The 22,944-nt window shown below is 68.6% G+C and carries 25 protein-coding genes and 1 pseudogene; 15 read left to right on the top strand and 11 right to left on the bottom strand.

Annotated features, from left to right (window positions below):
- Positions 1 to 2: 2 nt before the first annotated feature.
- From OG205_RS15855 to OG205_RS15845, 3 genes are read left to right on the top strand one after another with little or no spacing between them, the layout of a single operon-like run.
- Positions 3 to 1,289, top strand: coding sequence for an alpha-glucosidase/alpha-galactosidase (locus OG205_RS15855; RefSeq protein ID WP_330277010.1), 1,287 nt, complete (start codon positions 3 to 5; stop codon positions 1,287 to 1,289).
- The gene (locus OG205_RS15850) at positions 1,289 to 2,218 is read left to right on the top strand and encodes a carbohydrate kinase family protein (protein ID WP_330277009.1); all 930 of its coding nucleotides are present in this window, start codon (positions 1,289 to 1,291) and stop codon (positions 2,216 to 2,218) included. Before OG205_RS15855 ends, OG205_RS15850 begins: the two co-directional genes overlap by 1 nt.
- A gap of 53 nt (positions 2,219 to 2,271) precedes the next feature.
- The gene (locus tag OG205_RS15845; RefSeq protein ID WP_330277008.1) at positions 2,272 to 3,030 is read left to right on the top strand and encodes a DeoR/GlpR family DNA-binding transcription regulator; all 759 of its coding nucleotides are present in this window, start codon (positions 2,272 to 2,274) and stop codon (positions 3,028 to 3,030) included.
- On the opposite strand, the gene OG205_RS15840 is transcribed toward OG205_RS15845, so the two are convergent.
- Positions 3,027 to 3,869, bottom strand: a complete 843-nt coding sequence (locus tag OG205_RS15840; protein WP_330277007.1) for a helix-turn-helix transcriptional regulator — start codon at positions 3,867 to 3,869, stop codon at positions 3,027 to 3,029. The two genes, OG205_RS15845 and OG205_RS15840, sit on opposite strands and share 4 nt — an antisense overlap.
- 85 nt (positions 3,870 to 3,954) lie before the next feature.
- On the opposite strand from OG205_RS15840, the gene OG205_RS15835 reads away from it, so the two are divergent.
- Entirely contained in the window at positions 3,955 to 4,719 is a 765-nt protein-coding gene (locus OG205_RS15835; RefSeq protein ID WP_330277006.1) for an SDR family NAD(P)-dependent oxidoreductase, read from the top strand.
- Between the two features lie 58 nt (positions 4,720 to 4,777).
- On the opposite strand, the gene OG205_RS15830 is transcribed toward OG205_RS15835, so the two are convergent.
- Both OG205_RS15830 and OG205_RS15825 read right to left on the bottom strand, forming a co-directional pair.
- Complete coding sequence (locus OG205_RS15830; protein WP_330277005.1) at positions 4,778 to 5,275, bottom strand: hypothetical protein; 498 nt, start codon at positions 5,273 to 5,275, stop codon at positions 4,778 to 4,780.
- A gap of 119 nt (positions 5,276 to 5,394) precedes the next feature.
- Entirely contained in the window at positions 5,395 to 7,335 is a 1,941-nt protein-coding gene (locus OG205_RS15825) for a hypothetical protein (protein WP_330277004.1), read from the bottom strand.
- A 259-nt stretch (positions 7,336 to 7,594) separates the two neighbouring features.
- On the opposite strand from OG205_RS15825, the gene OG205_RS15820 reads away from it, so the two are divergent.
- Positions 7,595 to 7,945, top strand: coding sequence for a hypothetical protein (locus OG205_RS15820; RefSeq protein ID WP_330277003.1), 351 nt, complete (start codon positions 7,595 to 7,597; stop codon positions 7,943 to 7,945).
- A gap of 87 nt (positions 7,946 to 8,032) precedes the next feature.
- On the opposite strand, the gene OG205_RS15815 is transcribed toward OG205_RS15820, so the two are convergent.
- Complete coding sequence (locus tag OG205_RS15815) at positions 8,033 to 8,476, bottom strand: SRPBCC family protein (RefSeq protein WP_330277002.1); 444 nt, start codon at positions 8,474 to 8,476, stop codon at positions 8,033 to 8,035.
- 197 nt (positions 8,477 to 8,673) lie between these two features.
- Positions 8,674 to 9,026 (bottom strand): annotated as a pseudogene (locus tag OG205_RS15810) (GNAT family N-acetyltransferase); the annotation flags it as partial.
- A gap of 119 nt (positions 9,027 to 9,145) precedes the next feature.
- Here OG205_RS15810 and OG205_RS15805 point away from each other — a divergent pair.
- A complete protein-coding gene (locus OG205_RS15805; RefSeq protein WP_330277001.1) occupies positions 9,146 to 10,477 on the top strand; it encodes an FAD-dependent oxidoreductase in 1,332 nt (443 codons plus the stop codon).
- The gene (locus OG205_RS15800) at positions 10,467 to 11,660 is read left to right on the top strand and encodes an MFS transporter (RefSeq protein WP_330277000.1); all 1,194 of its coding nucleotides are present in this window, start codon (positions 10,467 to 10,469) and stop codon (positions 11,658 to 11,660) included. Before OG205_RS15805 ends, OG205_RS15800 begins: the two co-directional genes overlap by 11 nt.
- Here OG205_RS15800 and OG205_RS15795 read toward each other — a convergent pair.
- Complete coding sequence (locus tag OG205_RS15795) at positions 11,657 to 12,058, bottom strand: arsenate-mycothiol transferase ArsC (RefSeq protein ID WP_330276999.1); 402 nt, start codon at positions 12,056 to 12,058, stop codon at positions 11,657 to 11,659. The two genes, OG205_RS15800 and OG205_RS15795, sit on opposite strands and share 4 nt — an antisense overlap.
- Positions 12,059 to 12,255: 197 nt before the next feature.
- Here OG205_RS15795 and OG205_RS15790 point away from each other — a divergent pair, with 197 nt between their 5' ends.
- The 3 genes from OG205_RS15790 to OG205_RS15780 all read left to right on the top strand — a co-directional run bounded on the left by OG205_RS15790 (position 12,256) and on the right by OG205_RS15780 (position 14,690).
- Positions 12,256 to 12,585 carry an ArsR/SmtB family transcription factor gene (locus OG205_RS15790; protein ID WP_330276998.1) on the top strand — a complete coding sequence of 110 codons (330 nt, stop codon included), beginning with the start codon at positions 12,256 to 12,258 and terminating at the stop codon, positions 12,583 to 12,585.
- Between the two features lie 70 nt (positions 12,586 to 12,655).
- Positions 12,656 to 13,729: an ACR3 family arsenite efflux transporter gene (gene arsB / locus OG205_RS15785; protein ID WP_330276997.1), complete on the top strand. Its 1,074-nt coding sequence runs from the start codon at positions 12,656 to 12,658 to the stop codon at positions 13,727 to 13,729.
- Positions 13,716 to 14,690, top strand: coding sequence for an ArsO family NAD(P)H-dependent flavin-containing monooxygenase (locus OG205_RS15780; protein ID WP_330276996.1), 975 nt, complete (start codon positions 13,716 to 13,718; stop codon positions 14,688 to 14,690). Before arsB ends, OG205_RS15780 begins: the two co-directional genes overlap by 14 nt.
- On the opposite strand, the gene OG205_RS15775 is transcribed toward OG205_RS15780, so the two are convergent.
- Positions 14,680 to 15,033: an ArsR/SmtB family transcription factor gene (locus tag OG205_RS15775; RefSeq protein ID WP_330276995.1), complete on the bottom strand. Its 354-nt coding sequence runs from the start codon at positions 15,031 to 15,033 to the stop codon at positions 14,680 to 14,682. The genes OG205_RS15780 and OG205_RS15775 overlap by 11 nt on opposite strands.
- Positions 15,034 to 15,112: 79 nt before the next feature.
- On the opposite strand from OG205_RS15775, the gene arsM reads away from it, so the two are divergent.
- A complete protein-coding gene (gene arsM / locus OG205_RS15770; protein WP_330276994.1) occupies positions 15,113 to 16,009 on the top strand; it encodes an arsenite methyltransferase in 897 nt (298 codons plus the stop codon).
- Between the two features lie 146 nt (positions 16,010 to 16,155).
- Here arsM and OG205_RS15765 read toward each other — a convergent pair whose 3' ends face one another.
- Positions 16,156 to 16,590: a MarR family winged helix-turn-helix transcriptional regulator gene (locus OG205_RS15765; protein ID WP_330276993.1), complete on the bottom strand. Its 435-nt coding sequence runs from the start codon at positions 16,588 to 16,590 to the stop codon at positions 16,156 to 16,158.
- A gap of 63 nt (positions 16,591 to 16,653) precedes the next feature.
- On the opposite strand from OG205_RS15765, the gene OG205_RS15760 reads away from it, so the two are divergent.
- On the top strand, positions 16,654 to 17,007 hold the full coding sequence (locus OG205_RS15760) for a DoxX family protein (RefSeq protein ID WP_330276992.1): 354 nt from the start codon (positions 16,654 to 16,656) through the stop codon (positions 17,005 to 17,007).
- Positions 17,008 to 17,199: 192 nt separating this feature from the next.
- On the opposite strand, the gene glmS is transcribed toward OG205_RS15760, so the two are convergent.
- Both glmS and OG205_RS15750 read right to left on the bottom strand, forming a co-directional pair.
- Entirely contained in the window at positions 17,200 to 19,017 is a 1,818-nt protein-coding gene (gene glmS, locus OG205_RS15755) for a glutamine--fructose-6-phosphate transaminase (isomerizing) (protein ID WP_330276991.1), read from the bottom strand.
- Between the two features lie 16 nt (positions 19,018 to 19,033).
- Positions 19,034 to 19,303 carry a hypothetical protein gene (locus OG205_RS15750; RefSeq protein WP_330276990.1) on the bottom strand — a complete coding sequence of 90 codons (270 nt, stop codon included), beginning with the start codon at positions 19,301 to 19,303 and terminating at the stop codon, positions 19,034 to 19,036.
- A 257-nt stretch (positions 19,304 to 19,560) separates the two neighbouring features.
- Here OG205_RS15750 and OG205_RS15745 point away from each other — a divergent pair, with 257 nt between their 5' ends.
- A complete protein-coding gene (locus OG205_RS15745; RefSeq protein WP_330276989.1) occupies positions 19,561 to 20,445 on the top strand; it encodes an acyl-CoA dehydrogenase family protein in 885 nt (294 codons plus the stop codon).
- Here the strand turns inward: OG205_RS15745 and OG205_RS15740 are convergent.
- Positions 20,385 to 21,773: a KamA family radical SAM protein gene (locus tag OG205_RS15740; protein WP_330276988.1), complete on the bottom strand. Its 1,389-nt coding sequence runs from the start codon at positions 21,771 to 21,773 to the stop codon at positions 20,385 to 20,387. The genes OG205_RS15745 and OG205_RS15740 overlap by 61 nt on opposite strands.
- Positions 21,774 to 21,903: 130 nt before the next feature.
- Here OG205_RS15740 and OG205_RS15735 point away from each other — a divergent pair, with 130 nt between their 5' ends.
- Together OG205_RS15735 and OG205_RS15730 are read left to right on the top strand one after the other, a co-directional pair.
- Positions 21,904 to 22,368, top strand: a complete 465-nt coding sequence (locus OG205_RS15735; RefSeq protein WP_330276987.1) for an FxsA family protein — start codon at positions 21,904 to 21,906, stop codon at positions 22,366 to 22,368.
- Entirely contained in the window at positions 22,365 to 22,925 is a 561-nt protein-coding gene (locus tag OG205_RS15730; RefSeq protein WP_330276986.1) for a GNAT family N-acetyltransferase, read from the top strand. Before OG205_RS15735 ends, OG205_RS15730 begins: the two co-directional genes overlap by 4 nt.
- Positions 22,926 to 22,944 lie beyond the last annotated feature (19 nt).

The raw sequence follows: 22,944 nt of genomic DNA, 5'->3' as shown, positions 1-22,944 counted from the left end.
CAATGTTCACCATCGCGTTCGTGGGCGCGGGTTCCGTCGAGTTCACCCGCCAGCTCCTCCGCGACGTCCTGACGTTCCCGGAGCTCGCCGGCTGCACGATCTCGCTGCACGACATCGATCCGGAACGGCTGGAGGTCGCGGCGGCACTGGCCCGGCTGGCCGGCGGTGCGCACATCCGCACCTCGCTGTCGCGCCGAGAAGCGTTGGAGGGTGCGGACGTCGTCGTCAACATGGTCGCGATCGGCGGTCACTCGGCGACGTTGCGGGACTTCGACGTGCCGGAGTCGTTCGGCCTGCGGCAGACCATCGGGGACACGCTCGGCATCGGCGGGATCTTCCGGGGGCTGCGCACCTTCCCGTTCCTGGAGGGGCTCGCCGCCGACATGCTCGCGGTGTGCCCGGACGCGTGGCTGCTGAACTACACCAACCCGATGGCGATGAACATCCAGTACCTCGCGACCGTCGCCCCGCGGCTGAAGGCGGTCGGCCTCTGCCACTCGGTGTACTGGACGATCCACGACCTGAGCGCACTGGTCGGCGTCCCGCACGAGGAAGTCGACTTCCTGTCCGCGGGTGTGAACCACCAGGCGTGGATCCTGCGGTGGCAGCACGAGAGCCGTGACCTCTACCCGGCGCTCGACGCCGCCATCGCGGCCGACCCGGAGCTGGCCCGCCGCGTCCGCGTCGACCTGTACCGCAGGCTCGGCCGCTACCCGACCGAGACCAGCGAGCACTCCTCCGAGTACGTGCCGTGGTACCTGCGGCATCAGTCCGAAGTGGAGCGTCTGCGCATCCCGGTCCGCGACTACGCGACGATCAGCGCCGAGAACGTTGCCACGTATGAGAAGACTCGGGACGCACTCGCGGCGGGGGAGCCGTTGCCCCCGCTGGCCGACGACGCCGTCGAGTACGCGCCGCAGGTGATCCACAGCCTGGTCACCGGGCGGCAGCGCACGATCCAGGTCAACGTCGCGAACCACGGACTGATCTCCAACCTGCCGCAGGGCGCCGCCGTGGAGGTGCCCGCCACTCTCGACCGGCTCGGCGTGCACCCGCACCGCGTCGGCGACCTGCCCCGCCAGCTGGCCGCCGTGAACCGGAGCTTCCTCAACGTGGTCGACCTGACCGTGGCCGCAGCCGTGGAAGGCAATCCGGACCACGTCCGGCACGCCGCGTTGTGCGATCCGGCGACCGCCGCGGCCCTCACCGTCGACCAGATCAGCGACCTCGTCGCGGCCATGACAGCCGCGCACGGAGACCTGCTGCCCGTCGCTCTGCGAGGCGCCTGATGCTCGACCTCCTCGTGATCGGAGACGCGAACCCGGACGTGCTCGTCTTCGGGGCACCGGGCACTCCCGCGTACGGCCAGGCGGAAACCCTGGTGGAGCAAGGGGTTCTCACGCTCGGAGGATCGGCGGCCATCGTCGCGCACGGCGCCGCCCGGCTCGGCCTGGCCGTCGGTCTCGCGGCGATGGTCGGCCGGGACGCGGCGGGCGACTTCGTGCTGGACGAGCTGAAGTCCGCGGGCGTCGACATCAGCGCTTGCGTCCGCCACCCGGACCTGCCGACGGCGTTGACCGTCTGCCTCAACCGGGCCGGCGGAGACCGGGCGATCCTGACGGCGCAGGGATGTCTGGCGGCGTTCGGGCCCGAGCACGTCCCCGAGACGGCGGCCCGGCACGTGCACTCGGCGTCGTACTTCCTGCAGCCCCGTCTCGCCGCCGGTCTGCCCGAGGTGTTCCGGGCGGCTCGCGGTTCCGGTGCCACCACCTCGCTCGACACGAACGACGACCCGTCGGGTGGCTGGGCGTTGCATCCGGATCTGTTGGCGCAGTGCACCTTCGTGCTGCCCAACCAGGCCGAGGCGGTCGCGCTGACCGGTTCTTCCGACCCGCTGCCGGTGCTCGCGGCCGCCGGCCCTGTGCCCGTCGTCAAAGCGGGCGGGGATGGTTGCGTCGCGCTGCAAGGGCAGGAGCGGATCAGTGCGCGTCTGCCCGCCGTGGAGCCGGTGGACACGGTCGGCGCCGGTGACTCGTTCGACGCGGGCTTCCTCGCGGGCTGGCTGAACGAGCAGGATCTCCGCGCCGCCATGGCACTCGGTGCCGCCGCGGGCGCGTTGTCGACGCGCGGGGCCGGGGGAGTGGCCACGCAGCCCACCCTCGTCGAAGCAGCGGCACTTGCGCGAGCCGTCGAGATAACGAGCAGGCAAGGTGCGTGAATAAGCCGCAATATGTGCTAAATCGAGCATGATTCATGCGCTATAGTGATCGGATGCGTCAAGAGCAGCGTCTTGCTGCGATCCTGGGGAAGCTCGCGGACGCGGGCTCGGTGAGCGTGACCGGGCTCGCGGAAGATCTGGACACGTCCGTCGCCTCGATCCGCCGCGACCTCCAGTCGTTGGAAGAGCAGAAGCTGCTCAAGCGCACCCACGGTGGCGCGGTCGCGGTCGAGGTCATCTACGAGCTGCCGCTGCGCTACCGGGTGGGCCGTCGCGAGGAGAAGCGCCAGATCGCCGAGGCGGCCGCGCGGTTCGTGACCGAGTCCGTCCACTCGGTCGGCCTCAACGGCGGCACGACGACCACCGAACTCGCGCGCCTGCTCGCGGTCTCCAGGCCGTTGAAGGTCGTGACGAACGCGCTCAACATCGCCTCGGACCTGTGCCCACGCCCGTTGATCGACCTGGTGGTCACCGGCGGCGGCGTGCGCCCGGAGAGCTACGAACTGGTGGGCCCGCTTGCCGACCGCGCCCTCGCCGGCATCAGCCTGGACCTGGTCTTCCTCGGCGTCGACGGCATCGACGCCCGCACCGGCATCGCCACCCACGACGAGGTCGAGGCGCAGACCGACAACTGCCTGCTGCGCACCGCCGACAAGGTGGTCGTGCTCGCGGACGGGTCGAAGGTCGGCAAGCGCGCGTTCTCCCGCATCGCCGCCATCTCCGACGTGCACGTGCTGATCACCGACTCCTCCGCGCCCGCAGAGGAGCTCGACCGGTTGCGGGCGGCGGGCGTCGAGGTCGTCGTCGCTTAGGAGCTCGAACCCGAGAAGTCCTGTGCTCCCAGCACGTTCAGCAACGCCAACGCCTCCGCGTCGCGAGATCCGGTCGGCGCGCTGTAGAGCACGAGGTTCTGGTCGCGGTCCGTGAGTGCGAGCGAGTCGCAGTCGACGGTGATCTCTCCGACGAGCGGGTGCCGGAAGGTCTTCGTGAGCACCGTCTCCCCTTGCACGTCGTGCCGCTCCCACAGCCGCGCGAACTCCGGACTGCCCTCGCGCAGTTCGTCCACGAGCCCGGACACCACGGGATCGGCCGGATAGCGCGCGAGAGTCGTCCGGAGCTGCATGACGACGTGGTGTCGGAACTCGGTGGCGTCCGAAACCCCGTACAGCCCTTGCGGCCCTAGGAACGCGCGGCGCGCGAGATTGCGGTCCCGCGGTGCGAGTTCGCGGAAGTCCTCCATCAACGCGGCCATCAGGTCGTTGCACGCGAGCACCTCGAACGCCGCCGAGATGACGAACCCGGCCGTCTGCGGAAGCCGGTCCAGCAACGCGAGGATGCTGGGCCGGACATCACGCCGGTGCCGCCCGGTACGACTCGGCGCCGTACCCGCGAGCACGTGGAGGTGGTCGGACTCGGCGTCCGTGAGCCGCAGCGCGCCCGCCAGCCCCGCGAGCACCTCGGCCGACGGACGCGGCGCCCGGCCCTGTTCGAGACGCACGTAGTACTCGGTCGAGATGTGCGCGAGAACAGCCACTTCCTCGCGGCGCAGTCCGGAAGTCCGGCGGCGCGGCCCTGCGGGAAGGCCGACGTCCTCCGGCCGGAGACGCTCGCGCCGGCTCCGCAGGAACGCACCGAGCTGCTGCTTGTCCATACTCCGAGTATCCGCGCCGGGTGGTGGCTCAGCCTGGTACAGCCTGTGCCTGTCTCAGCCTCCCGGTGAGGCCGACGCTGGTGTCATGAACAACAACGGACTTCTCACCGGCAAGGTCGTGCTCGTCACCGGCGCCAGCCGGGGCATCGGCGAGGCCGCGGCCAGGCTCTTCTCCCGGGAAGGCGCGGCCGTCGTGCTGGCCGCCCGCGGCACCGACGCCCTGACCCGCGTCGTCACCGAGATCCGCGCCGAAGGCGGCACCGCCGACGCGATCACGATGGACCTCGCCGACCGCGCGAGCATCCGTTCCGCCCTCGACGAGGTCGAGAAGCTGCACGGACGCCTCGACGGCGCCTTCAACAACGGCGCGGTCGTCCAGCAGCCCGGCCCGCTCGACACGACCACCGACGACGAGATCGACGAGCAGTTCGCGGTGAACTTCCGCGGCCACTGGACCGCCATGACCGCCGAAGCGGCTCTCATGCGGAGCAACGGCGGAGGCGCGATCGTGAACACCTCCAGCATCGGCAGCCGCCGCGCGAACCCGGTGCTGCCCGCCTACGGCGCCATGAAACGCGCGCTCAACAGCCTCACCGAGAGCGCCGCCGTGACGTGGGGCAAGGAAGGCATCCGGGTCAACGGCATCACCCCTGGCGGCACCGCGACGGCGATGATCGACCAGTGGGAGGCGGCCACCCCCGGCGTCACCGCGCACATCACCGCGACGAGCCCCGTCGGTCGCATGGCCGAACCGCACGAGGTCGCTGAGGTGGCGGCCTGGCTGCTGAGCGACCGGGCGTCGATGGTCAACGGCGCGATCGTGCCGGTCGACGGCGGCGCGGGCGCCTGACGCGAAAGCGGGCGGCACCGGTTTGCCGGTGCCGCCCGATTTCGCTCTACAGGGTCGATCAGGTGCTGGTGTCGATGACGAACCACTGCTCGGCGTGCACTTCCGCGTGGCCGTCGGCTTCGGCGTACACGTCGATCGTCTCCTGCGTCCAGATGCTGAAGGCCTTGGTCTCGACCGTCAGCTTCGGCCAGGCCTGCCGGTCCTCGACCGCATGGTCCTGCGTGCAGCGGATGCCTTCGGCGCCAACACCTTCGTTGACGTCCCAGCAGTTCCAGCCGTCGCCCGCGTAGCCCGTGACGTCGAGCCGGTCGGTCGGGAACGAGATGAACAGGTCCAGGCCCTGCTCGCCGTGACCCGCGACGTTCCTGATGTCGACGTCGAACTTCTGCCGCGCGTTCGGCATGCCGCCCCTGGTGCTCCAGAAGCCACCCTCCGGGCCGGTCCAGCCGGACACCTTCGTGAGCTCGATCGTGGCGAAGTCAGGCTCCGCCGAAGCTGCCGGAACGACCATGAGAGACAGCGCCAAGGCAGCCGTCATCCCCAGTACGTACTTCATGTGACCCCCAGGTCTTTGATCTAGTACGTGACGACTGTAGGTCGTGATCGGACTCCGAGTACAGGGCAGAAGCTGGAATGTCGGACCCCGAACGCCTGACGAAGCCGGACTGCCGTTGTTCACGTGTCGTCGCGTTGCTGTGCGGCTGTCACCGCGGGGACAGGTGCGATGTCGGCGGGAGACATGAAGACGAGCGTCCCCATGATCCCGGCCAAGCCTCCGCCGAGCACGGCCCATTTCACCGTGCTGCTGTCCAGGTCGAAGTCCAGGGCGATGACCGCACCCGCGGCGACGATCACCGCGACGTACATGTAGAAGGGAGCGGATCTCAGTCCCACGCCCTTGTCCCGCCAAAGGATCGCATCGCGTCGCAGTCGCCACAGGGCGTTGCCGGTGGACAGCAGCAAGGCGGTGAGCACGATGGTCAGCAGCGCGTAGCCCCACAGATCGCGGAGATCGAACAGGGTGATCGTGGCGTACAGGGCCTTCACCCATCCCGTTGCCGCACCTGCCTTGGCGTCGAGCCACCGCAACGCGGACTGGACCCACGGGGTGTCGACGAGCACCGTGGCGAACACCAGGGCGAGTGGCAGGCAGAGCAGCCGGAAGAGGCCGAGCTGACGCACCGCCGTCACGTAAGCCTTCTCGCGCAGTCGTTCGCGGTGCTCCGGTTCTCCCGGTGTGTGCGGGCCGTGGACGAACGTGTGGCCGGTGTCGAGGAGCAACGCGCACAGGCGGTCGATGAGCTGAGAGATGTTGTCCGTGTAGCTGATGTGGTCCTTGATGAGCGAGGAACGGTTGTGCAGTGGCCACTCTTCGGGTCCGACGTCCGACGGCGCGACGACATCCCATCGCGGAGGTTCCTGGGGCGGGACGGCTTCCGGGCGGTCCACGTCCATTCCGGGGAGGAGGCCCGGAGTGCGGCCAGTACCGGGCATGACCAGGCCGAGGGCGAACCCCGACATCTTGTACCAAGCGGAATCCGGCGGCGGCTCGTCGGCGTGGTGCTGTTCCGCGGCGGTCCGCAGTGCGCCGTTGTGCCACATGGCCGCCCAGCGGTTCTTCACCGCGTTCGTCGTCGTCCCGACAGGCCCGGACGGTACTGGGTCCCACATGGCCCAGGCGTTGATCCACCGCGTCGACGGAGTTCTGGCCCACATGGTCAGGTAGTGCTCGTCGCGAGGCGTGCCGTTGGTGAACTTGGGCTGGTCCAGCAGGCTCACCCCGCTGCCCACGGTGACGAGCACGTCGACCGGCTCACCGCCCTCACCGAAGCACACCTCCGCGGCGACGGCGGCTCCTTGGGAATGGCCGAGAAGCACCACCTGCCTGCTGCACGCTTGGGCATCGCGCACGGCCATCCGCACCTTCTCGGCCATCTTGCCGGCGCGCAGAGGGCGTTCGGTCCACGCCGCGGCATCACCGACGTAGGCGACCAGCCTGCCGAGCGCGGGGCGCACCTTCGCGCCGACCACAGGAACCTTGGACAGCGCGAGCGCCAGCACCAGGCACAGCAACCCGAGCACCACGACCAAGGGCAGCACGATCACCAGAGCGGCGATGGCGAGAGCGGTCGTGAGGCCACCTGCCACCGCCACAGCGAGAAGCCCCAGCACCATCCGCGGGTCGGGCCCGGTGGAACGGAACGAATGGCGCCCCGCCGCGACGGCTACGTCGGCGGTGTCTCGGAAGGATCCCATCGCGACCGACATCAGCCGCACGACGTGCCGCACAGCCCGGAGGCAGGCACGCGGCGCGAACCGGATCATCCATCCGACGACCTGGGTGGCGCGCAGAGCGGTGAAGGACTCCGCCCAGCGCGCCTCCGTGATCGCGATCGTGCGCGAGGTCGTGGTCCCCATCGGTACGACGAGCTCGACCCGCGTTCCGCCGTTCGCGGTGGTGCTCCGGATCCCGCGCCCATGGCGTGCCCTGCTGTGGAAGTCGGCGCGGTCCATGATCGGTTCCGCCCACGCCAGCAGGGTGTCGTCGGCGGCCTGCTGACCGATCCCGTGCACGACGACCAACGTCACGTCGAACTCAGCGCCCGGCTTGTCCATGCCCGTGCATCGCACGGCGGCCGCGAACTGCTACTTCTGCTCGCATCGGTTGCCCCGGGTGGGTGAATCCGCGTCGTCGGGTTCGCGTTCCCGTACCCGTGCCGGCTCGGCCCGGCGTTCGGTGGCGGGCGTGATCACCCAGTTCGTGTTTGTTGTCGATGACCGAGAGGGCCGCCGCGTTCTCCCGCGGCCACCTGAAGTCTCAGGACTGACGACCGATCAGGGACAATGCTGAGCAGGGGGTCACATGAGTGTGGGAATGATCTTGTTGGCCGTGCTCAACGGCATCGTCGCCCTGGTGTCCACCGGGTTCGCGATCGTGGCGGCTGTCCGGCCGTCGGCCCTGAGTCACGAGAGCACACCGACCACGGGCGAGCGCTTCTACGCGTGGATGTACGCGGTCAGAGGAGTGCCGCTGGGCCTCCTCGTCTGCGTGGTGCCGTTCCTCGCATCAGGAATGGTCAGCGCACTGGTGCTGATCACCGCCGCGGTCGTCCAGGCCGGGGACGCCGCTATCGGCGCTCATCGGCGCGAGGCCCGCATGACCGTGGCGCCGGCCCTCGCCAGTGTCATCCACGTGATCACCGCGATCGCGGTCGCGGCGCCGTAGGCGAAGTGCCGTGGAGAGGACGACACGAGCAGCCCGCCGTGCCGTCGAACCGTCACGGGTACGGGCCGTCGCCGAACGCAGGGCAGTTCAGGCGGTCGCGCCGAAGAGCGCTGACAACCGGTTCAGCGAGCGCTCCATCGCCGACTTGTTGCGCCGGGGAATGGGCGAAAGGTCGAGCAGCAGCGGAAGACGCGCGGTGGACCAGTCGAACGTCTCCGTCACCTCGGTGGTGCCGTCGCTCAGCGGCGTGAGCCTCCAGCGCCAGCGGTGGCCGTTGAAGTGGCGCCACGCGATCAGCCGGTTCTCCTCGAACTCGACCACGACGTTCTCGATGCGATACGCGAGACCGATCTTCATATCCATGCCGAACGTGCTGCCGAGCGCGAGTCGATCCGGGGCGCCTGGTCGCGGAGCACGGACCGAGCCGGACCCGTCGATCATCGGATGCCTCGACGGGTCGGCCAGCACGTCGAAGATCTGCTCGGCGGGCGCGGGCACGGTTGCGACAACGGAAATGCTTCTCTTCGGCACCTCCCCAGCCAATCACCGGAAGCAGAGCCGTGCACGACGACGGGATCGATGGGTGTCCGGAACCACTTGGCGTCGCTCGGAACCAGCTCTCGCTCAGCTGATCTCGGTCCGCTTGAGCAGACGGCGCACCACGTGGGTGGCGTCGCGGCCGACGCCTCGCGCGGTCGCCGACGAGAGACCGTGTTGCCACTTCAGTCCGAGGTCTGCAACGTCCACAGGCCCGCGTTGTCCGCGGCGTTGACCTGCTTGTGCACCAAGGCCTTGCCGACGCCGCAACCTCGGAAGTCCGCGCCGACGTAGATGGACGTCTCGGCGACGCCCGCATAGCAGTCCCGTGTGGACATTGCGGTCACGGCGGCCCAGTCTGCGACCTGGCCGTCGATTTCGGCTACCCAGCGGTGTTCTGGCAGCCACTTGGCGTCGAGTGCCCTGCGCAGAGGCACTTCGGTTTCGAAGGTCGCGTCGCCGGGGCGATGCCCTCGCCGTAGATGCGGCGCACGGCGGTCCAGTCCGCGTAGGTCGCGGCGGCGTCGGCAGGTAGCGCGGCCGGGGCGGCCGCTGTGGTCGTCATGGCTGAAGTATCGACGCAAATCGATGGTTGCGTCTATCGATCCCGGTCGATAGAGTCCGCCGTGTTGATTCGAAATCTGTCGATACAAGGGGTGTGCGGTGAGCGAGTTCCCAGTCGTCGTGGTGGGTGCCGGGCCTGCGGGTTTGTCCGCGGCGGCGAACTTGGTCGAACGCGGCGAGCAGGTGCTCGTGCTGGAAGCGGGCGACCGCGCCGGTGCAGCCGTGTCGCAGTGGAACTACGTGCGGCTGTTCTCGCAGTGGAACGAGCTCGTCGACCCGGCGGCCGAGCGGCTGTTGAAGGAGACCGGGTGGGTGCGGCCGGACGGTGACGCCTACCCGAGCGGCGGGGAATGGGCGGAGCAGTACCTGCGCCCGCTGGCCGAGGTGCTGGGTGACCGGGTGCGGTTCGGTGCGCGCGTGGCGGGTGTGGCGCGGCGCGGGCGAGACCGGATCGTGGACGCCGGTCGTGAGGACGAGCCGCTGACGGTGCACGTGCAGACCGCGGACGGCGAGGAGCGGATCTCGGCTCGGGCGGTGATCGACGCTTCCGGCACGTGGGGCTCGCCGAACCCGTTGGGCGGAGACGGGCTTCCCGCTGTGGGTGAGGTGGCGGCTGCCGAGAAGATCACTTACCGGGTGCCGGACCTCGTGGCCGAACGGGCTCGTTACGCGGGCAAGCGGATCGCGGTCGCCGGCAGCGGTCACTCCGCTCTCACCGCGTTGGTCGTGCTGGCGGAACTCGCCGAGCGGGAGCCCGACACGAAGATCGTGTGGCTGTTGCGCCGTGGAGCCGTTGGCAACGCGTTCGGTGGCGGGGAGGCCGACCAGTTGCCGGCGCGTGGTGCGTTGGGCCTGCGGGCCAAGAAGGCTGTGGAAGCCGGTCACATCGAGACCGCCACCGGGTTCCGCACGGCGGCACTCGAACGTGCGGCGGACGGCAGTCTCACGCTGGAGTCGTTCGACGGTCACAAGGTCGAGGGCGTCGACGAGATCGTGGTGCTGACCGGGTTCCGGCCGGATCTGTCGTGGTTGTCGGAGGTTCGGCTCGACCTGGACCCGGTGCTGCAGGCGCCGACGAAGCTCGCGCCGCTGATCGACCCGAACGTCCACTCGTGCGGCACCGTCTACCCGCATGGTGAGAACGAGCTGCGCCACCCCGAGCCGGGTGTTTACCTGGTGGGCATGAAGAGCTACGGCCGTGCACCGACCTTCCTGTCGCTGACGGGCTACGAGCAGGCGCGGTCCGTCGTGGCGGCGATCGCCGGCGACCACGAGGCGGCCGGTCGGGTCGATCTCGTGCTGCCCGAGACCGGGGTGTGCGGCGGCGCGGGCGTGTTCGACGCACCGGAGGAGCGGAAGAACGAGGGCGGCTGCTGTGGCTCGCCGGAGCACGGTGAGCTGACGATCGGCCTCGCGCCCAGTGCACGCTGACACCACGACAGCGCAGCCCGGCACCGATGCCGGGCTGCGCCGCGTGCTGATCGTCCTGTGCGCCACGGAGATCATCAGCTGGGGAATCCTGTACTACGCGTTTCCCGTGCTGCTGCCGACGATCGGCGAACGCACGGGCTGGTCGCACGCCGCGATCACCGCCGGGTTCTCCGCGAGCCAGATCGTCGCGGGCCTGGTCGGCATTCCGGTGGGCAGGCTGCTCGACCGGCACGGTCCACGCGCCATCATGACGACCGGCTCGGTCGTCGCCGTGCTCGCACTGGTCGCGCTGGCGACCGCGGAGTCGCTGGCGTGGTTCACCGCCTCGTGGTTGCTGGCCGGTGTCGCGATGGCCGGAATCTTCTACGCGCCCGCGTTCGCGGCACTCACCCGCTGGTACGGGCCGCGCCGCGTGTCCGCGCTGACCGTGCTCACCTTGGTCGCGGGCCTGGCGAGCACCGTGTTCGCACCGCTGACCGCAGTCCTCAACGACCACCTGGGCTGGCGGGGCACCTACCTCGTGCTCGCCGGATTCCTCGCCGTCACAACGATCCCGCTGCACCTGTTCGGCCTGCGGCTGCCGTGGCCCGCCATCGAACACGAGACCGTCCACACGCCGTCAGCGGTGGCGCGCAGCAGACCGTTCCTGATCCTCGTCGTCGCGATGAGCCTGGCCGCGTTCAGCGTCTACGCGGTCGTGATCAACCTCGTCCCGCTGCTGACCGAACGCGGCATGACCACCTCGGCCGCCGCGATCGCCCTCGGTCTCGGCGGTGTCGGGCAGGTGCTCGGCCGCCTCGGCTACGCCAGGCTCTCCGCGAGGACCACGGTGCGCACCCGCACCCTGCTGGTCCTCCTGGTCAGCGCGGCCGTGACCGCACTGCTGGGAGTCGTGCCGGGTCCGGCGCTGCTGCTGGTCGCGGGCTCGGTCCTCGCTGGCGTCACGCGCGGCATCTTCACGCTGGTGCAGGCGACGGCGATCACCGACCGCTGGGGCGCCGTCCACTACGGACAGCTCAACGGCCTGCTCACCGCGCCCGTCATGCTCACGGCTGCTATCGCACCGTGGGCGGGCAGTGCCATGGCGGCGTGGCTCGGTGGTTATCCGGCGGTGTTCGTGGTGCTGGGCCTGATCGGGGTGCTGGCGGCCGCGTTGTCGACCGCCAGCGTGCCACGGCGTTAGCCGAGCAGCTCGGCGACGAGACCGCGCACGCGTCGGTCGATGTCGTCGCGGATCGGCCGCACGGCGTCGACGCCCTGTCCGGCCGGGTCCTCGAGCTGCCAGTCGAGGTAGCGCTTGCCCGGGAACACCGGGCAGGTGTCACCGCAGCCCATCGTGATCACCACGTCGGACGCCTCGACGTCCTCGGTCGTGAGCTTCGACGGGACCTCGGCGGTGATGTCGAGACCCCACTCGGCGAGCGCCTCCGCGGCGGCGGGGTTGACCTTCTCCGCGGGCTCGGAACCGGCCGAACGGACGGCGATGCGGCCCATGCCGTAGTGCTGCAGCAGTGCCGCGGCCATCTGGGACCGGCCCGCGTTGTGCACGCAGACGAACAGCACCTCGGGGGTCTTGGACACGGTCATCTCCTCGTTGCGGTGGTTCTCATGATGCGTGATCCAGGTGAACAGCGCGGCGACGTCCCAGTCGGGCGGTGAGCTCGTGCTGGGGGAGTCCGCTGGTGCGGGACATCAGATCTCCTTGGACCGGAGTTTGTCGATGCAGATCACACCTCTTGTATCGACTTTTGTCAATCCAAGCCGCTATGGTCGTCGTCATGACGAGCCCGGACCAGACGCTGCTCGACTCGACGACCGCCGCGCGCCTGTTCAAGGCGCTCGGCGACCCGATCCGCGTCGAGCTCGTCAGCCTGGTGCGCCGGACGGAGAATCAGGAAGCGTGCTTCTGCGACCTGGCCGACCAGTTCGACATGCCGCAGTCCTCGCTCAGTCATCACCTGAAGATCCTCGTGCAGGCCGGCGTGCTCAGCCGCGAGCGCCGCGGCACCTGGAGCTGGTACCGCATCGACAACGCCGCGATCGACACGCTCGCGGCCGTGCTGGCGCCGGGAGGACCGCTGCGCGACACCAGCGCCTGCTGCGACTGATCTGAACGACACCGAGCCCGCCGATGACCTGTCGTCGGGCGATGACACCTGCCCTCACCCTGGAGAACTGTTGAGCGCCACGGAGACCGCGGCACCGGACGTGCTGCACCGACTGTCCTTTCTGGACAGGTTCCTGCCGGTGTGGATCGGCGTCGCGATGTTCGGTGGACTGCTGCTGGGCCGGTTCGTGCCGGGTCTGCAGGGCGTGCTGGACGCGGTGAAGGTCGACGGCGTCTCGTTGCCGATCGCTCTGGGGCTGCTGTTGATGATGTACCCGGTGCTCGCGAAGGTCCGCTACGACAAGCTCGACACCGTCACCCGCGACAAGCGCACGATGGTGCTGTCGCTGGTGCTGAACTGGGTGCTGGGTCCGGCCCTGATGTTCGCGCTGGCCTGGATCTTCCTCGCTGATCTGCCGGAGTACCGGACCGGGCTGATCATCGTCGGTCTCGCGCGCTGCATCGCCATGGTCATCATCTGGAACGACCTCGCGTGCGGCGACCGCGAGGCCGCCGCCGTGCTCGTCGCGCTCAACTCGGTGTTCCAGGTCGTCATGTTCGGTGTGCTCGGCTGGTTCTACCTCGACCTGCTGCCGGGCTGGCTCGGTCTGGGCACCGCGTCGGTGGACTTCTCCGCGTGGGAGATCGCCAAGTCCGTGCTCATCTTCCTCGGCATCCCGCTGCTGGCCGGCTACCTGAGCCGCAAGCTGGGCGAGCGCTCGAAAGGCCGGGAGTGGTACGAGTCGAAGTTCCTGCCGCGCATCGGCCCGATCGCGTTGTACGGACTGCTGTTCACGATCGTCATCCTGTTCGCGCTGCAGGGCGAGACCATCACGAACCGCCCGCTCGACGTCGTCAGGATCGCGCTGCCGCTGCTGGTCTACTTCGCCATCATGTGGGCCGGTTCCTACGCGCTCGGCAAGGCCTCCGGACTCTCCTACGAGCGCACGACCACGCTGGCGTTCACCGCGGCGGGCAACAACTTCGAGCTCGCCATCGCCGTCGCGATCGGCGTGTTCGGCGTGACCTCCGGCCAGGCCCTGGCCGGGGTGGTCGGGCCGCTGATCGAGGTGCCCGTGCTCGTCGCGCTCGTCTACGTCAGCCTTTGGCTGCGGCGTCGATGGGTGGCTCGTGCTCAGGGCTGACGTCGTGGTGATCGGCGGCGGTCAGGCAGGGTTGGCCGCCGCCTTCTACCTGCGCCGCGCGGGCATCGACCACGTGGTGCTGGACGCCCAGCCCGTGCCGGGTGGGGCGTGGCCGCTCACGTGGAACTCCTTGAGGCTGTTCAGCGTTGCCCGACACAGCTCGTTGCCGGGCCGGCCCATGCCGTCCTTTTCGGACGGATATCCGACGGCACGGCACGTCGTCGACTACCTGACCGCGTACGAGAAGCGCTACGACATCCCCGTCCAACGTCCCGTTCAGGTCGACTCGGTGACCCGCGACGGCGACCGGCTGGTGGTGCACACCGATGCCGGAACCTGGTCCGCACGGCACGTCATCAGCGCGACCGGCACCTGGTGGCGGCCGTTCCGGCCGTTGATGGACCTGCCCGGCCACCAGCTGCACACCGTGGACTACCGCGACCCGCTGGAGTACGCCGGGCAGAAGGTCGTGGTGGTCGGCGGCGGCAACTCCGGCGCCCAGATCGCCGCCGACCTCGCGCCGCACACCGAACTGACCTGGATGACCCGCCGCCCGCCGCGGTACATGCCGGACGAGATCGACGGCAAAGCGCTGTTCGACATCGCGACCCGGCGCGGCAGCGTCGGCGAACTCGGCGACATCGTGGCCGTGCCGTCCGTGCGCGAAGCCCGCGACAACGGACTGCTCGTGGCCACCTCGATGGACAGCGAAGCCCTGTCAGCGGCCGACGTTGTGGTGTGGTGCACCGGATTCCGGCCCGCCCTGAGCCACCTCGCGCCGTTGCGACTGCGTGACGCCAAGGGACGCGTCGCCGTCGACGGCACCACCGCCGCGGAAGAACCGCGCCTGCATCTGCTCGGCTACGGCAGCTGGACCGGACCGGCGTCCGCGACCCTCATCGGGGTCGGGCCGACCGCGAAGGCGACGGTCGCGAAGATCGCCGCGACGATCAGGCCGTGACCGCACGCCGTTCGCTCACGCCGCTCAGCATCGCGGCCATCCGATCGGTCGTCTCCGGACGCACCCAGTAGTAGACCCATGTGCCCCGGCGCTCGCAGTCGACCAAACCGGCCTGCCGCAGCAGCTTGAGGTGATGCGAGATCGTGGGCTGAGAGAGCTCGAACGCCGGGGTCAGCTCGCAGACGCAGACTCCGGCATCGGGGCCCGAAGCGATCATCGACAGCAGTCGCAGGCGCACCGGGTCGCCGAGCGCCTTGAACATCGCCGACAGCTCCGCCGCCTGTTCCGCAGCCAGCGGATCTTCCGGCAGTGGTGCGCAGCAGCCAGCCTCTTGCTTCGACATATTTCAATATTGACGGCACTCGGGGTTTCGCGCAACACTGCATAGACAAACTTCGATACAGCCTGGAGGTAGACCGCTCATGAGCGAGCAGACCGAGCTGCGTGAGACCGTCCGCGCCCGCTACGCCGCCGCCGCGACCGCAGTCGTCCAAGGTGGAGGCGGGTGCTGCGGACCGCAGGCCACCGAGGTCGACGAGACCTTCGGCGCCACGCTCTACCCGGCCGCCCAGCGCGACGAACTGCCCGCCGAGGCCGTCGCCGCCTCACTCGGCTGCGGCAACCCCATCGCCGTCGCCGAACTCCGCGAAGGCGAGCGAGTGCTGGACCTGGGCTCGGGCGGCGGCATCGACGTCCTGCTCTCCGCGCGCCGCGTGGGCGCCACGGGCAAGGCCTACGGCCTGGACATGACCGACGAGATGCTCGCGCTGGCCCTGTCCAACGCGGAGAAGGCAGGCGCCGCCAACGTCGAGTTCCTCAAGGGGAACATCGAGGCCATCCCGTTGCCCGGCAACACCATCGACGTCGTGATCTCCAACTGCGTCATCAACCTCTCCGTCGACAAGCCCGCCGTGTTCGCCGAAACATTCCGCGTCCTGCGTCCCGGCGGCCGCATCGGCATCTCCGACGTCGTCGCCGACGACCACCTCACGTCCGCCGAACGAGCCGAACGCGGCTCCTACGTCAGCTGCATCGCCGGCGCTCTCACGTTCACCGAGTACCGCAAGGGCCTGGAAGCCGCGGGGTTCACCGGCATCGAGATCACGCCGACGTTCGAGGCCGCCGATGGCATGCACGGGGCCATCGTTCGCGCGGTGAAGCCACTCGACGTCGAACCCGTCACCACAACGGCTCCGGCGCAGGCCGAAGGCTCCTGCTGCGGTGTCAGCGCCTGCTGCTCCTCGGACGAGCAGTCCGTCGAGCCCGGCGTCACCGTCGCGGAGGCCAAGACCGCGTCTGGTTGCGGTTGTCAGAACTAGCGTCGAGGGGAGTGGTGCTCGGTTTCGCAGAGCTGGACCGAAGAGATCGCCGAGTTCTGAGCCGCCCCCAGCTCTTTCCCGGCCTTGGTGCCCCATCGACCGAGATGTCGACCCCGGTCAGGTCGGCAACACCTGACAAACCACTGCTAGTCGCCCGTGCAGGAGGTGTCGGCAGGGGAGCGGACCTTGGACAGGAGTGAGCGCAGCTGGTCGGCGTCTGCGGGAGACAGGTCGGCCAGCAGTTCGCGTTCGATCGTGTCGATGGTGTCCTGCATAGTCGTCAGCGCGGTGCGGCCCTGTTCGGACATCACGACGATGTGCCTGCGGCGGTCGTCGGGATCGCGCTTGCGCTCGGCGAGGCCGGCGTTCTCCAGGTCGTTGAGGATCGCGACGAGCACGCTGGGGTCGACGTCCAGCACGTCCAGCAGGCTCTGCTGGCTCGTCGGGCCGTTGTCGCACAGGTGCGACAGCGTGTAGCCGTGCCTGGGTGTGAGGCCGTAGACGCTCAACTGCCTGCGCAGCCGGGCGTCGACATCCCTGCCCAGGTGCATCAGGAGCATTCCAACCCGTTCCCCGTCCACCCCACAACTATAGCTGTCGACTAAACCATTGAGGCGGTTCAACGATCTGCTATCTTCCATCGTATGTTCATCGCAACGCTTGTCCTCAGCGCACTGCTTGCCGTCGCCTTCATCGGGGCCGGGGTCTCGAAGGTCATGAAGGTGCCCGCGATGGTGACCGCCGCCGAGACCCACGGGTTCTCCGCGAACGGCTATCGCAACATCGGCCTGCTGGAGATCGCGGGCGCCGCGGGCCTGCTCATCGGTCTGTGGTGGGCGCCGCTGGGTATCGCGGCGGCCCTCGGTCTGACGCTGCTGATGGCGGGTGCGGTGATCGTCCACGTGCGCGCCAAGGACAAGGTCGCCGAGACCGTGCCGGCGGTCGTGCTCACGCTGCTCGCGGCTGCCGCATTGGTGCTGCGGATCGTGACCGCCTGACGAAGGTCCAAGGTTCGAACGACAAGCTGAGCGCGGCGGTCACGGCTCAATCCGGTGCTTGATGGCCAACAGGGCCAGATGAACCCGGTCGGGGGCTCCGGTCCGCTCCATGAGTCGGGCGACGTGGGTCTTGACGGTAGGGCTGACCAGCCCCGTGACGGTGGCCGGGCGCCGACGCGCCCGGCCACCGTTCTACTCGACCGTCACGCTCTTCGCCAGGTTGCGGGGGCGGTCGATGTCGCGGCCCAGGGTCTTGGCGAGGTGGTACGAGAACAGCTGAAGCGGCACGGAAAGCGTGATCGCGGCGAGTTCGGGTTGGGCGCGCGGGATGCGGATCACGTCGGTCACGAGGCCGCTGGGCAGGTCGGCGTCCGTCACTGCGATGATCGGGCCGCCGCGGGCCTTGATCTCCTCGATGGTGGAGATGTTCTTGGACAGCAGCTCGTCGTCGGGAACCACTGCCACCGTGGGCATGTTGGGATCGATCAGGGCCAGCGGGCCGTGCTTCAGCTCGGACGACTGGTAGGCCTCCGCGTGGATGTAGGAGATCTCCTTGAGCTTCTGCGCACCCTCGCGGGCCACCGGCCAGCCGCGGACGCGACCGATGAAGAACATGTGTTCGGCGTTGGCGTAGCGCTTCGCGATGCTGGCGATTTCTTCTTCTGCGCCAAGGATTTCGTCGATGTGACCTGGCAGGTCGTCGAGGCCCTGGACGAGGCGGCGGCCTTCAGCGAGGGAGAGGTCGCGGACCCGGCCCAGCTCCAGTGCCAGCAGGGCCAGTGCCACGCTCATGTTGGTGAAGGACTTGGTCGCCGCCACGGAGGCCTCCGGGCCCGCGTGCAGGAAGATGCCGCTGCCGCACTCCCTCGCGATCGAGCTGCTGACGACGTTCACGAGACCGATCACCCTGCCGCCCTTGCGTTTGAGCTCGTGCACGGCGGCCAGCGTGTCCAGCGTCTCGCCGGACTGGCTGATGGCCACGTAAAGGGTGTCGGAGTCGATGACCGGGTTGCGGTAGCGGAACTCGGAGGCCGGTTCGGCGTCGGCGGGGATCCTGGCCAGCTCCTCGATCATGCCCGCGCCCACCTGTCCCGCGTAGTAGGCGGAGCCGCAGCCGAGCAGCTTCACACGGCGGATCTGCTGGTACTCGCGGGGGGACAGGCCGATGCCGTCGAGCCGGGCGGACATGAAGCGTCGGTCGAGGCGGCCGCGCAGGCAGCGGTCCACCGCGGCGCGCTGTTCGTGTATCTCCTTGTGCATGAAGTCCGGATGGCTGCCCAGCTCGTACTCGTCCGACGTGAGGTCGACGGACGTGGGGAACTTCGTCGTGGACTCGGCGTCCATGGTGCTGGTGTGGTAGCCGTCGGCGGACACCGTCGCCAACTCGTCGTCGTCGAGGTAGATGACCGTCTGCGTGTACCGGACCAGGGCGGCGACATCCGATGCGATCAGCATTTCCTGGTCGCCGACACCCAGGACGATCGGGCTGCCTCGCCTCGCCGCCACCAGTTCGCCGGGGCGGTCGGCGTCGAGCACGATGATCCCGTACGTGCCCTCGACCTGGTGGAGAGCCTCGCGGACCGCGTCCTCCAAAGTGGTCGCCTCGCTGCGGGAGATCAGGTGGGCGAGCACCTCGCTGTCGGTTTCCGACGCCAGTTGCACGCCGTCGGCGGTCAACTGTGCCCGCAGCTGCTCGGAGTTCTCCAGCACTCCGTTGTGGACGATCGCGATCCGGCGCCGCTCGTCGGTGTGCGGGTGTGCGTTGCGGTCATTGGGCTCGCCGTGCGTCGCCCATCGCGTGTGGGCGATGCCGGACGACGCGGCGAGCGCGGCCGGCACGATCTTGCGGAGGTTCGAGACCTTGCCCGCGGTCTTGACGACCTGCAGGCCGCCGGAGTCCGTGACAGCGATGCCCGCTGAGTCGTAGCCCCGGTACTCGAGCTGGTGCAGCCCCTCGAGCAGGAGAGGTACCGCGTTCTGCGGGCCGACGTATCCGACAATTCCACACATGCTCGCTCCTGGACGTTCAGCCGTAGACGATGCGGCGCAGCTGGCGCTCGGACAGCAGGGGAGCCGCGACCGGACGGGTGGTCAGCTCCTCGCGGATCACCGTCCAGATCCGCGCGTTCGGGACCTGTTCGGCTCGTAGTTCGGTGTGACGCCGCCTGACGTACTCCTCGGCGGACTCGACGAAGTAACCCATGATGTCGGCGACGAGGCGACTCGCGACGGCAGGCGGTAGACCGCTCGTCCTCACCACATGCCGGAGCAACTCGTCCGGAACCTCGTCCCCCACGTGGCACAGCATGGCAAGACATCCGCAGCGCGACAAATCTCGTGCCCGAATTCGGGCACGGCGGGCGCAGGTGTCGAATGAGCTGTCGAAGATTGGTTTAGACAAGTTGGACCTGTCGTGATGTGAAGCACTCGCACTTGTGTGTGGTTACTTCGTCCACCTAATGTCCCGACCGCATTGATTTCCCTGGGGGGATGGCTAACCTTGTTGCCAGTAATGGCGTTATTTTGGCTGCCCGCTGCCGGTGTGATGCTTCGATGAAGTCATCCGTCAATCTGGCGCTGGACGGTCGGCAGTTGAGCTTCTGGGAAGAACTTCAGGCTTTCTTCGGCAATCCCGACATCGTCGAACTCATCGCGCGCTCCGCATCGGACCCGCGTGAGCTGTACGGGCGCATGGGGCAGCAGCGGTTGCTCGCTCCGCACTGGCCCGAAAGTGCGGGTGGACGCGGCTATGGGCAGGTGGAGGCCTGCCTCCTGCTGGAGGCCATGGGCTTGGCCGGGTGTCCGGACACCCTCTACATCACGTCGATCCAGGTGGTCGGCAGCGTGGTTCTCGACCACGGTTCGGACGCGCTGAAAGCCGCATTCCTGCCCGGACTGGCGGCGGGAGAACGATTTGCCAGCGTGTTGTTCTCCGAATTGACGGCAGGATCCGACCTGGCCGGAATCAGCACCGCGGGCCGACCGGCCGGCGATGGTGACTGGATCGTCTCCGGGCGCAAGACGTGGAGTGCCCGAACGCCGCTCGCCACAGATGTGCTGTGTGCCTTCCGTACGGCAGAAGAAGGTTCCCGGTACGACGGGCTCTCGCTCGCATTGGTGTCGCTCGGCGATCCGGCTGTGAATGTCACACCGATTTCCACGGTGAGTGATGAGGTCTTTCACGAGATCCGGCTGGAGGACGTGCGGGTGCCGGCTGACCGGTTCATCGGCGCTCCCGGCGCCGCCTGGCCGGTGCTCAGCGGGTCTGGGCCCCTTGTCGTCGAGTCTCGACGAGCCACAATGAGTCTGAACAGGCAAAACATGCCGATGGGGCCGCCCTTGGGGAGATGTCCCGAAAACGGCCCCGTCGTGACCTGTCAGCTCTGGTCGGACCACCACTTCTGGCCGGCCGCGCCGAGCGTGGAGATCGGGTCGTAGTACGGGTAGCGGCGGTCCAACGCCTCCGGGTCTTCGAGCTCGATCCCGGTGCGGTAGTTCTTGGTCCAGTAGGAAATCCCGAGCTCCCGGTCGTACTCGGCGAGCTGGTGCACCCACCGCTTCCCGACGTACGGCACGTCGCAGACGATCCGCGGCGTCGCGTACCCAGGCAGGTAGCCCATGATCGCGTGCTGCAGCTCCTGCGCCTCCCACACCGACACCCGCCAGTGCTCGGCGTTGGGGATCATGTCGCACATGTAGAAGTAGTACGGCAGGATGTTCGCTTCCCCTTGCAGCGCAAAGCAAAGGTCCAGCAGGTCGTCGGAAGTGGCGTTGACGCCCTTCATCAGCACGCCCTGGTTGCGCACGTCGCGCACACCCACCTCAAGCGCGGTGCGGGCGGCCTCGGCGACGAGGGGCGTCACGGACTGAGCGTGGTTCACGTGCGTGTGGATGGCGAGGTTCACGCCGCGCCGGGACGCCGTGCGCGCGACGCGTTCCAAGCCCTCGACGACGCGCGGCTGGAGCCAGTGCTGGGGCAGGCCGGCCAGTGCCTTGGTGGCCAGGCGGACGTCGCGGACGGTCTCGATGTCCAGCAGGCGCATGAGGAACGACTCGAGTTGCGGCCACGGCACGTTCGCCACGTCGCCGCCGGAGACCACGACGTCGCGGACGCCCGGGGTCTTCTTCAGGTACTCGATCATCTGGTCCTGGCGGTCGACCGGCTTCAGCGAGAGCTTGTGCTTGTCGATCAACGGCGTGGAGTTGCCGACCAGGTCCATGCGGGTGCAGTGGCCGCAGTACTGCGGGCAGGTCGACACCATCTCGGCCAGGACCTTGGTGGGATAGCGGTGGGTCAGGCCCTCGACCACCCACATCTCCGCCTCGTGCAGCGAGTCGCGCTGCGAGTGCGGGTGTGACGGCCAGTTGGAGTCGCGGTCGGAGGCCACCGGGAGCATGTAGCGGCGGACCGGGTCGTTCAGGAACGCCTCGGTGAAGGCGTCGGGATTGAGTTCGGCGTCGACCGCCATCGTGTTGAACATCTGCGGCGGGATCAGCATCGACATCGTCGCGAACGCGCCCATGTCCGCGGCCAGGTCGTCGTAGAACTTGTCAGTGAGCAGGTCTCCCGCGACCTTGCGGAGCTGCTTCACGTTCTTGACGCAGTTCACCCGCTGCCACTGGGCGTCGCGCCATTGCGCCTCGGTCACGTGCGACCAGCCGGGGAAGCGTCGCCAGTCGGGTTCGACCAGCTCACGGCGGACGTACGTGTACGGCTGGCGGTCCAGCCGCTCCAGCGCCGTGGTGGCGTCGTGCAGCGCAGTCATCCGTACTCCTCAGCGTCGAGGTCGCGTGAAGATATCCTGTCATACCGCTAGCGTGCCGTAAATATTTCAGCTCAAGACCTGGTGGAGGGCCGGTCGGGAGCATTTGACGGCTGTCGTGCGTTGACCAGACATGCCCCTTTTCGCGCTGCTGCTGCTCGGGATGTTCGCCGAGATCGCGGTCATGGTCGCCGTCGGCAACGCCATCGGCGGGCTCTGGATGATCGCTCTGCTCCTGCTCGGCACCCTCGTCGGACTGTCGCTGGTGCGCCGTCAGGGCGCGCAGACGATGGCCGCGTTCCGCGAGTCGGTGTTCCAGCGCCAGCAGCCGCACCAGGAGATGGCGGACGGCGTGCTGATCGCGGCAGCCGGCGCGTTGATCATGGTGCCGGGCTTCATCAGCGACGTGGCCGCGTTGTTCCTGCTCTTCCCGCCCACGCGCAAGCTCGTGAGCCGGCGGATCGCGCGCCAGGCGGAGGCGGCGGCGCTCAAGTTCGAGCACGAACGCCGCTTCGGCGCAGGCCAGGTCGTCGAGGGTGAAGTGATCGACGTCGAAGCCGAGCCCGTCGTCATCACCGAACGGCGCGAGCTCAGGTGATCCGCGCGTACCGGCCCTCTGACCTGGACGCGCTGTACGACATCTGCCTCGACACCGGCAACGGTGGCCAGGGCGCGCGCCATCTGTTCGACGACGCACGCCTGATGGGTCACGCCTACGTCGGCCCGTACGTGGCGTTCGAGCCCGACCTGGTGTTCGTGGCGGAGGACGACGAAGGGGTCTGCGGGTACGCGCTCGCGGCGTCCGACACGGAGGCCTTCGAGGACCGCTGCGACCGCGACTGGTGGCCTGACCTGCGCGTCCGCTATCCGCTGACACCGAACGCGAACCGGATCGTGCAGCAGATCCATCACCCGGCCCGCGCCGACCTGATGATGATCCGGGACTATCCGGCGCACATGCACGCGAACCTGCTGCCCCGCGCGAAGGGCAAGGGGTTCGGTGGCACGCTCGTTCGCAGCGTGCTCGAACGTCTGGAGAAGGGCGTCCATGTGCACGTGCGGCACCACAACACACACGCGATCGGCTTCTGGGAGCACATCGGCTTCCGGGTGGTCGACTCCGCGGACAAGCTCGTCCTGGGGCTGCGTCTCTAGTGGTGTGGCTCGGAACGTT

This window comes from Lentzea sp. NBC_00516 (genome assembly GCF_036346835.1).
GTDB lineage: Bacteria > Actinomycetota > Actinomycetes > Mycobacteriales > Pseudonocardiaceae > Lentzea > Lentzea sokolovensis.
The sequence above is the reverse complement of the archived record's forward strand: the minus strand, read 5'-3'. Positions and strand labels throughout refer to the sequence as shown.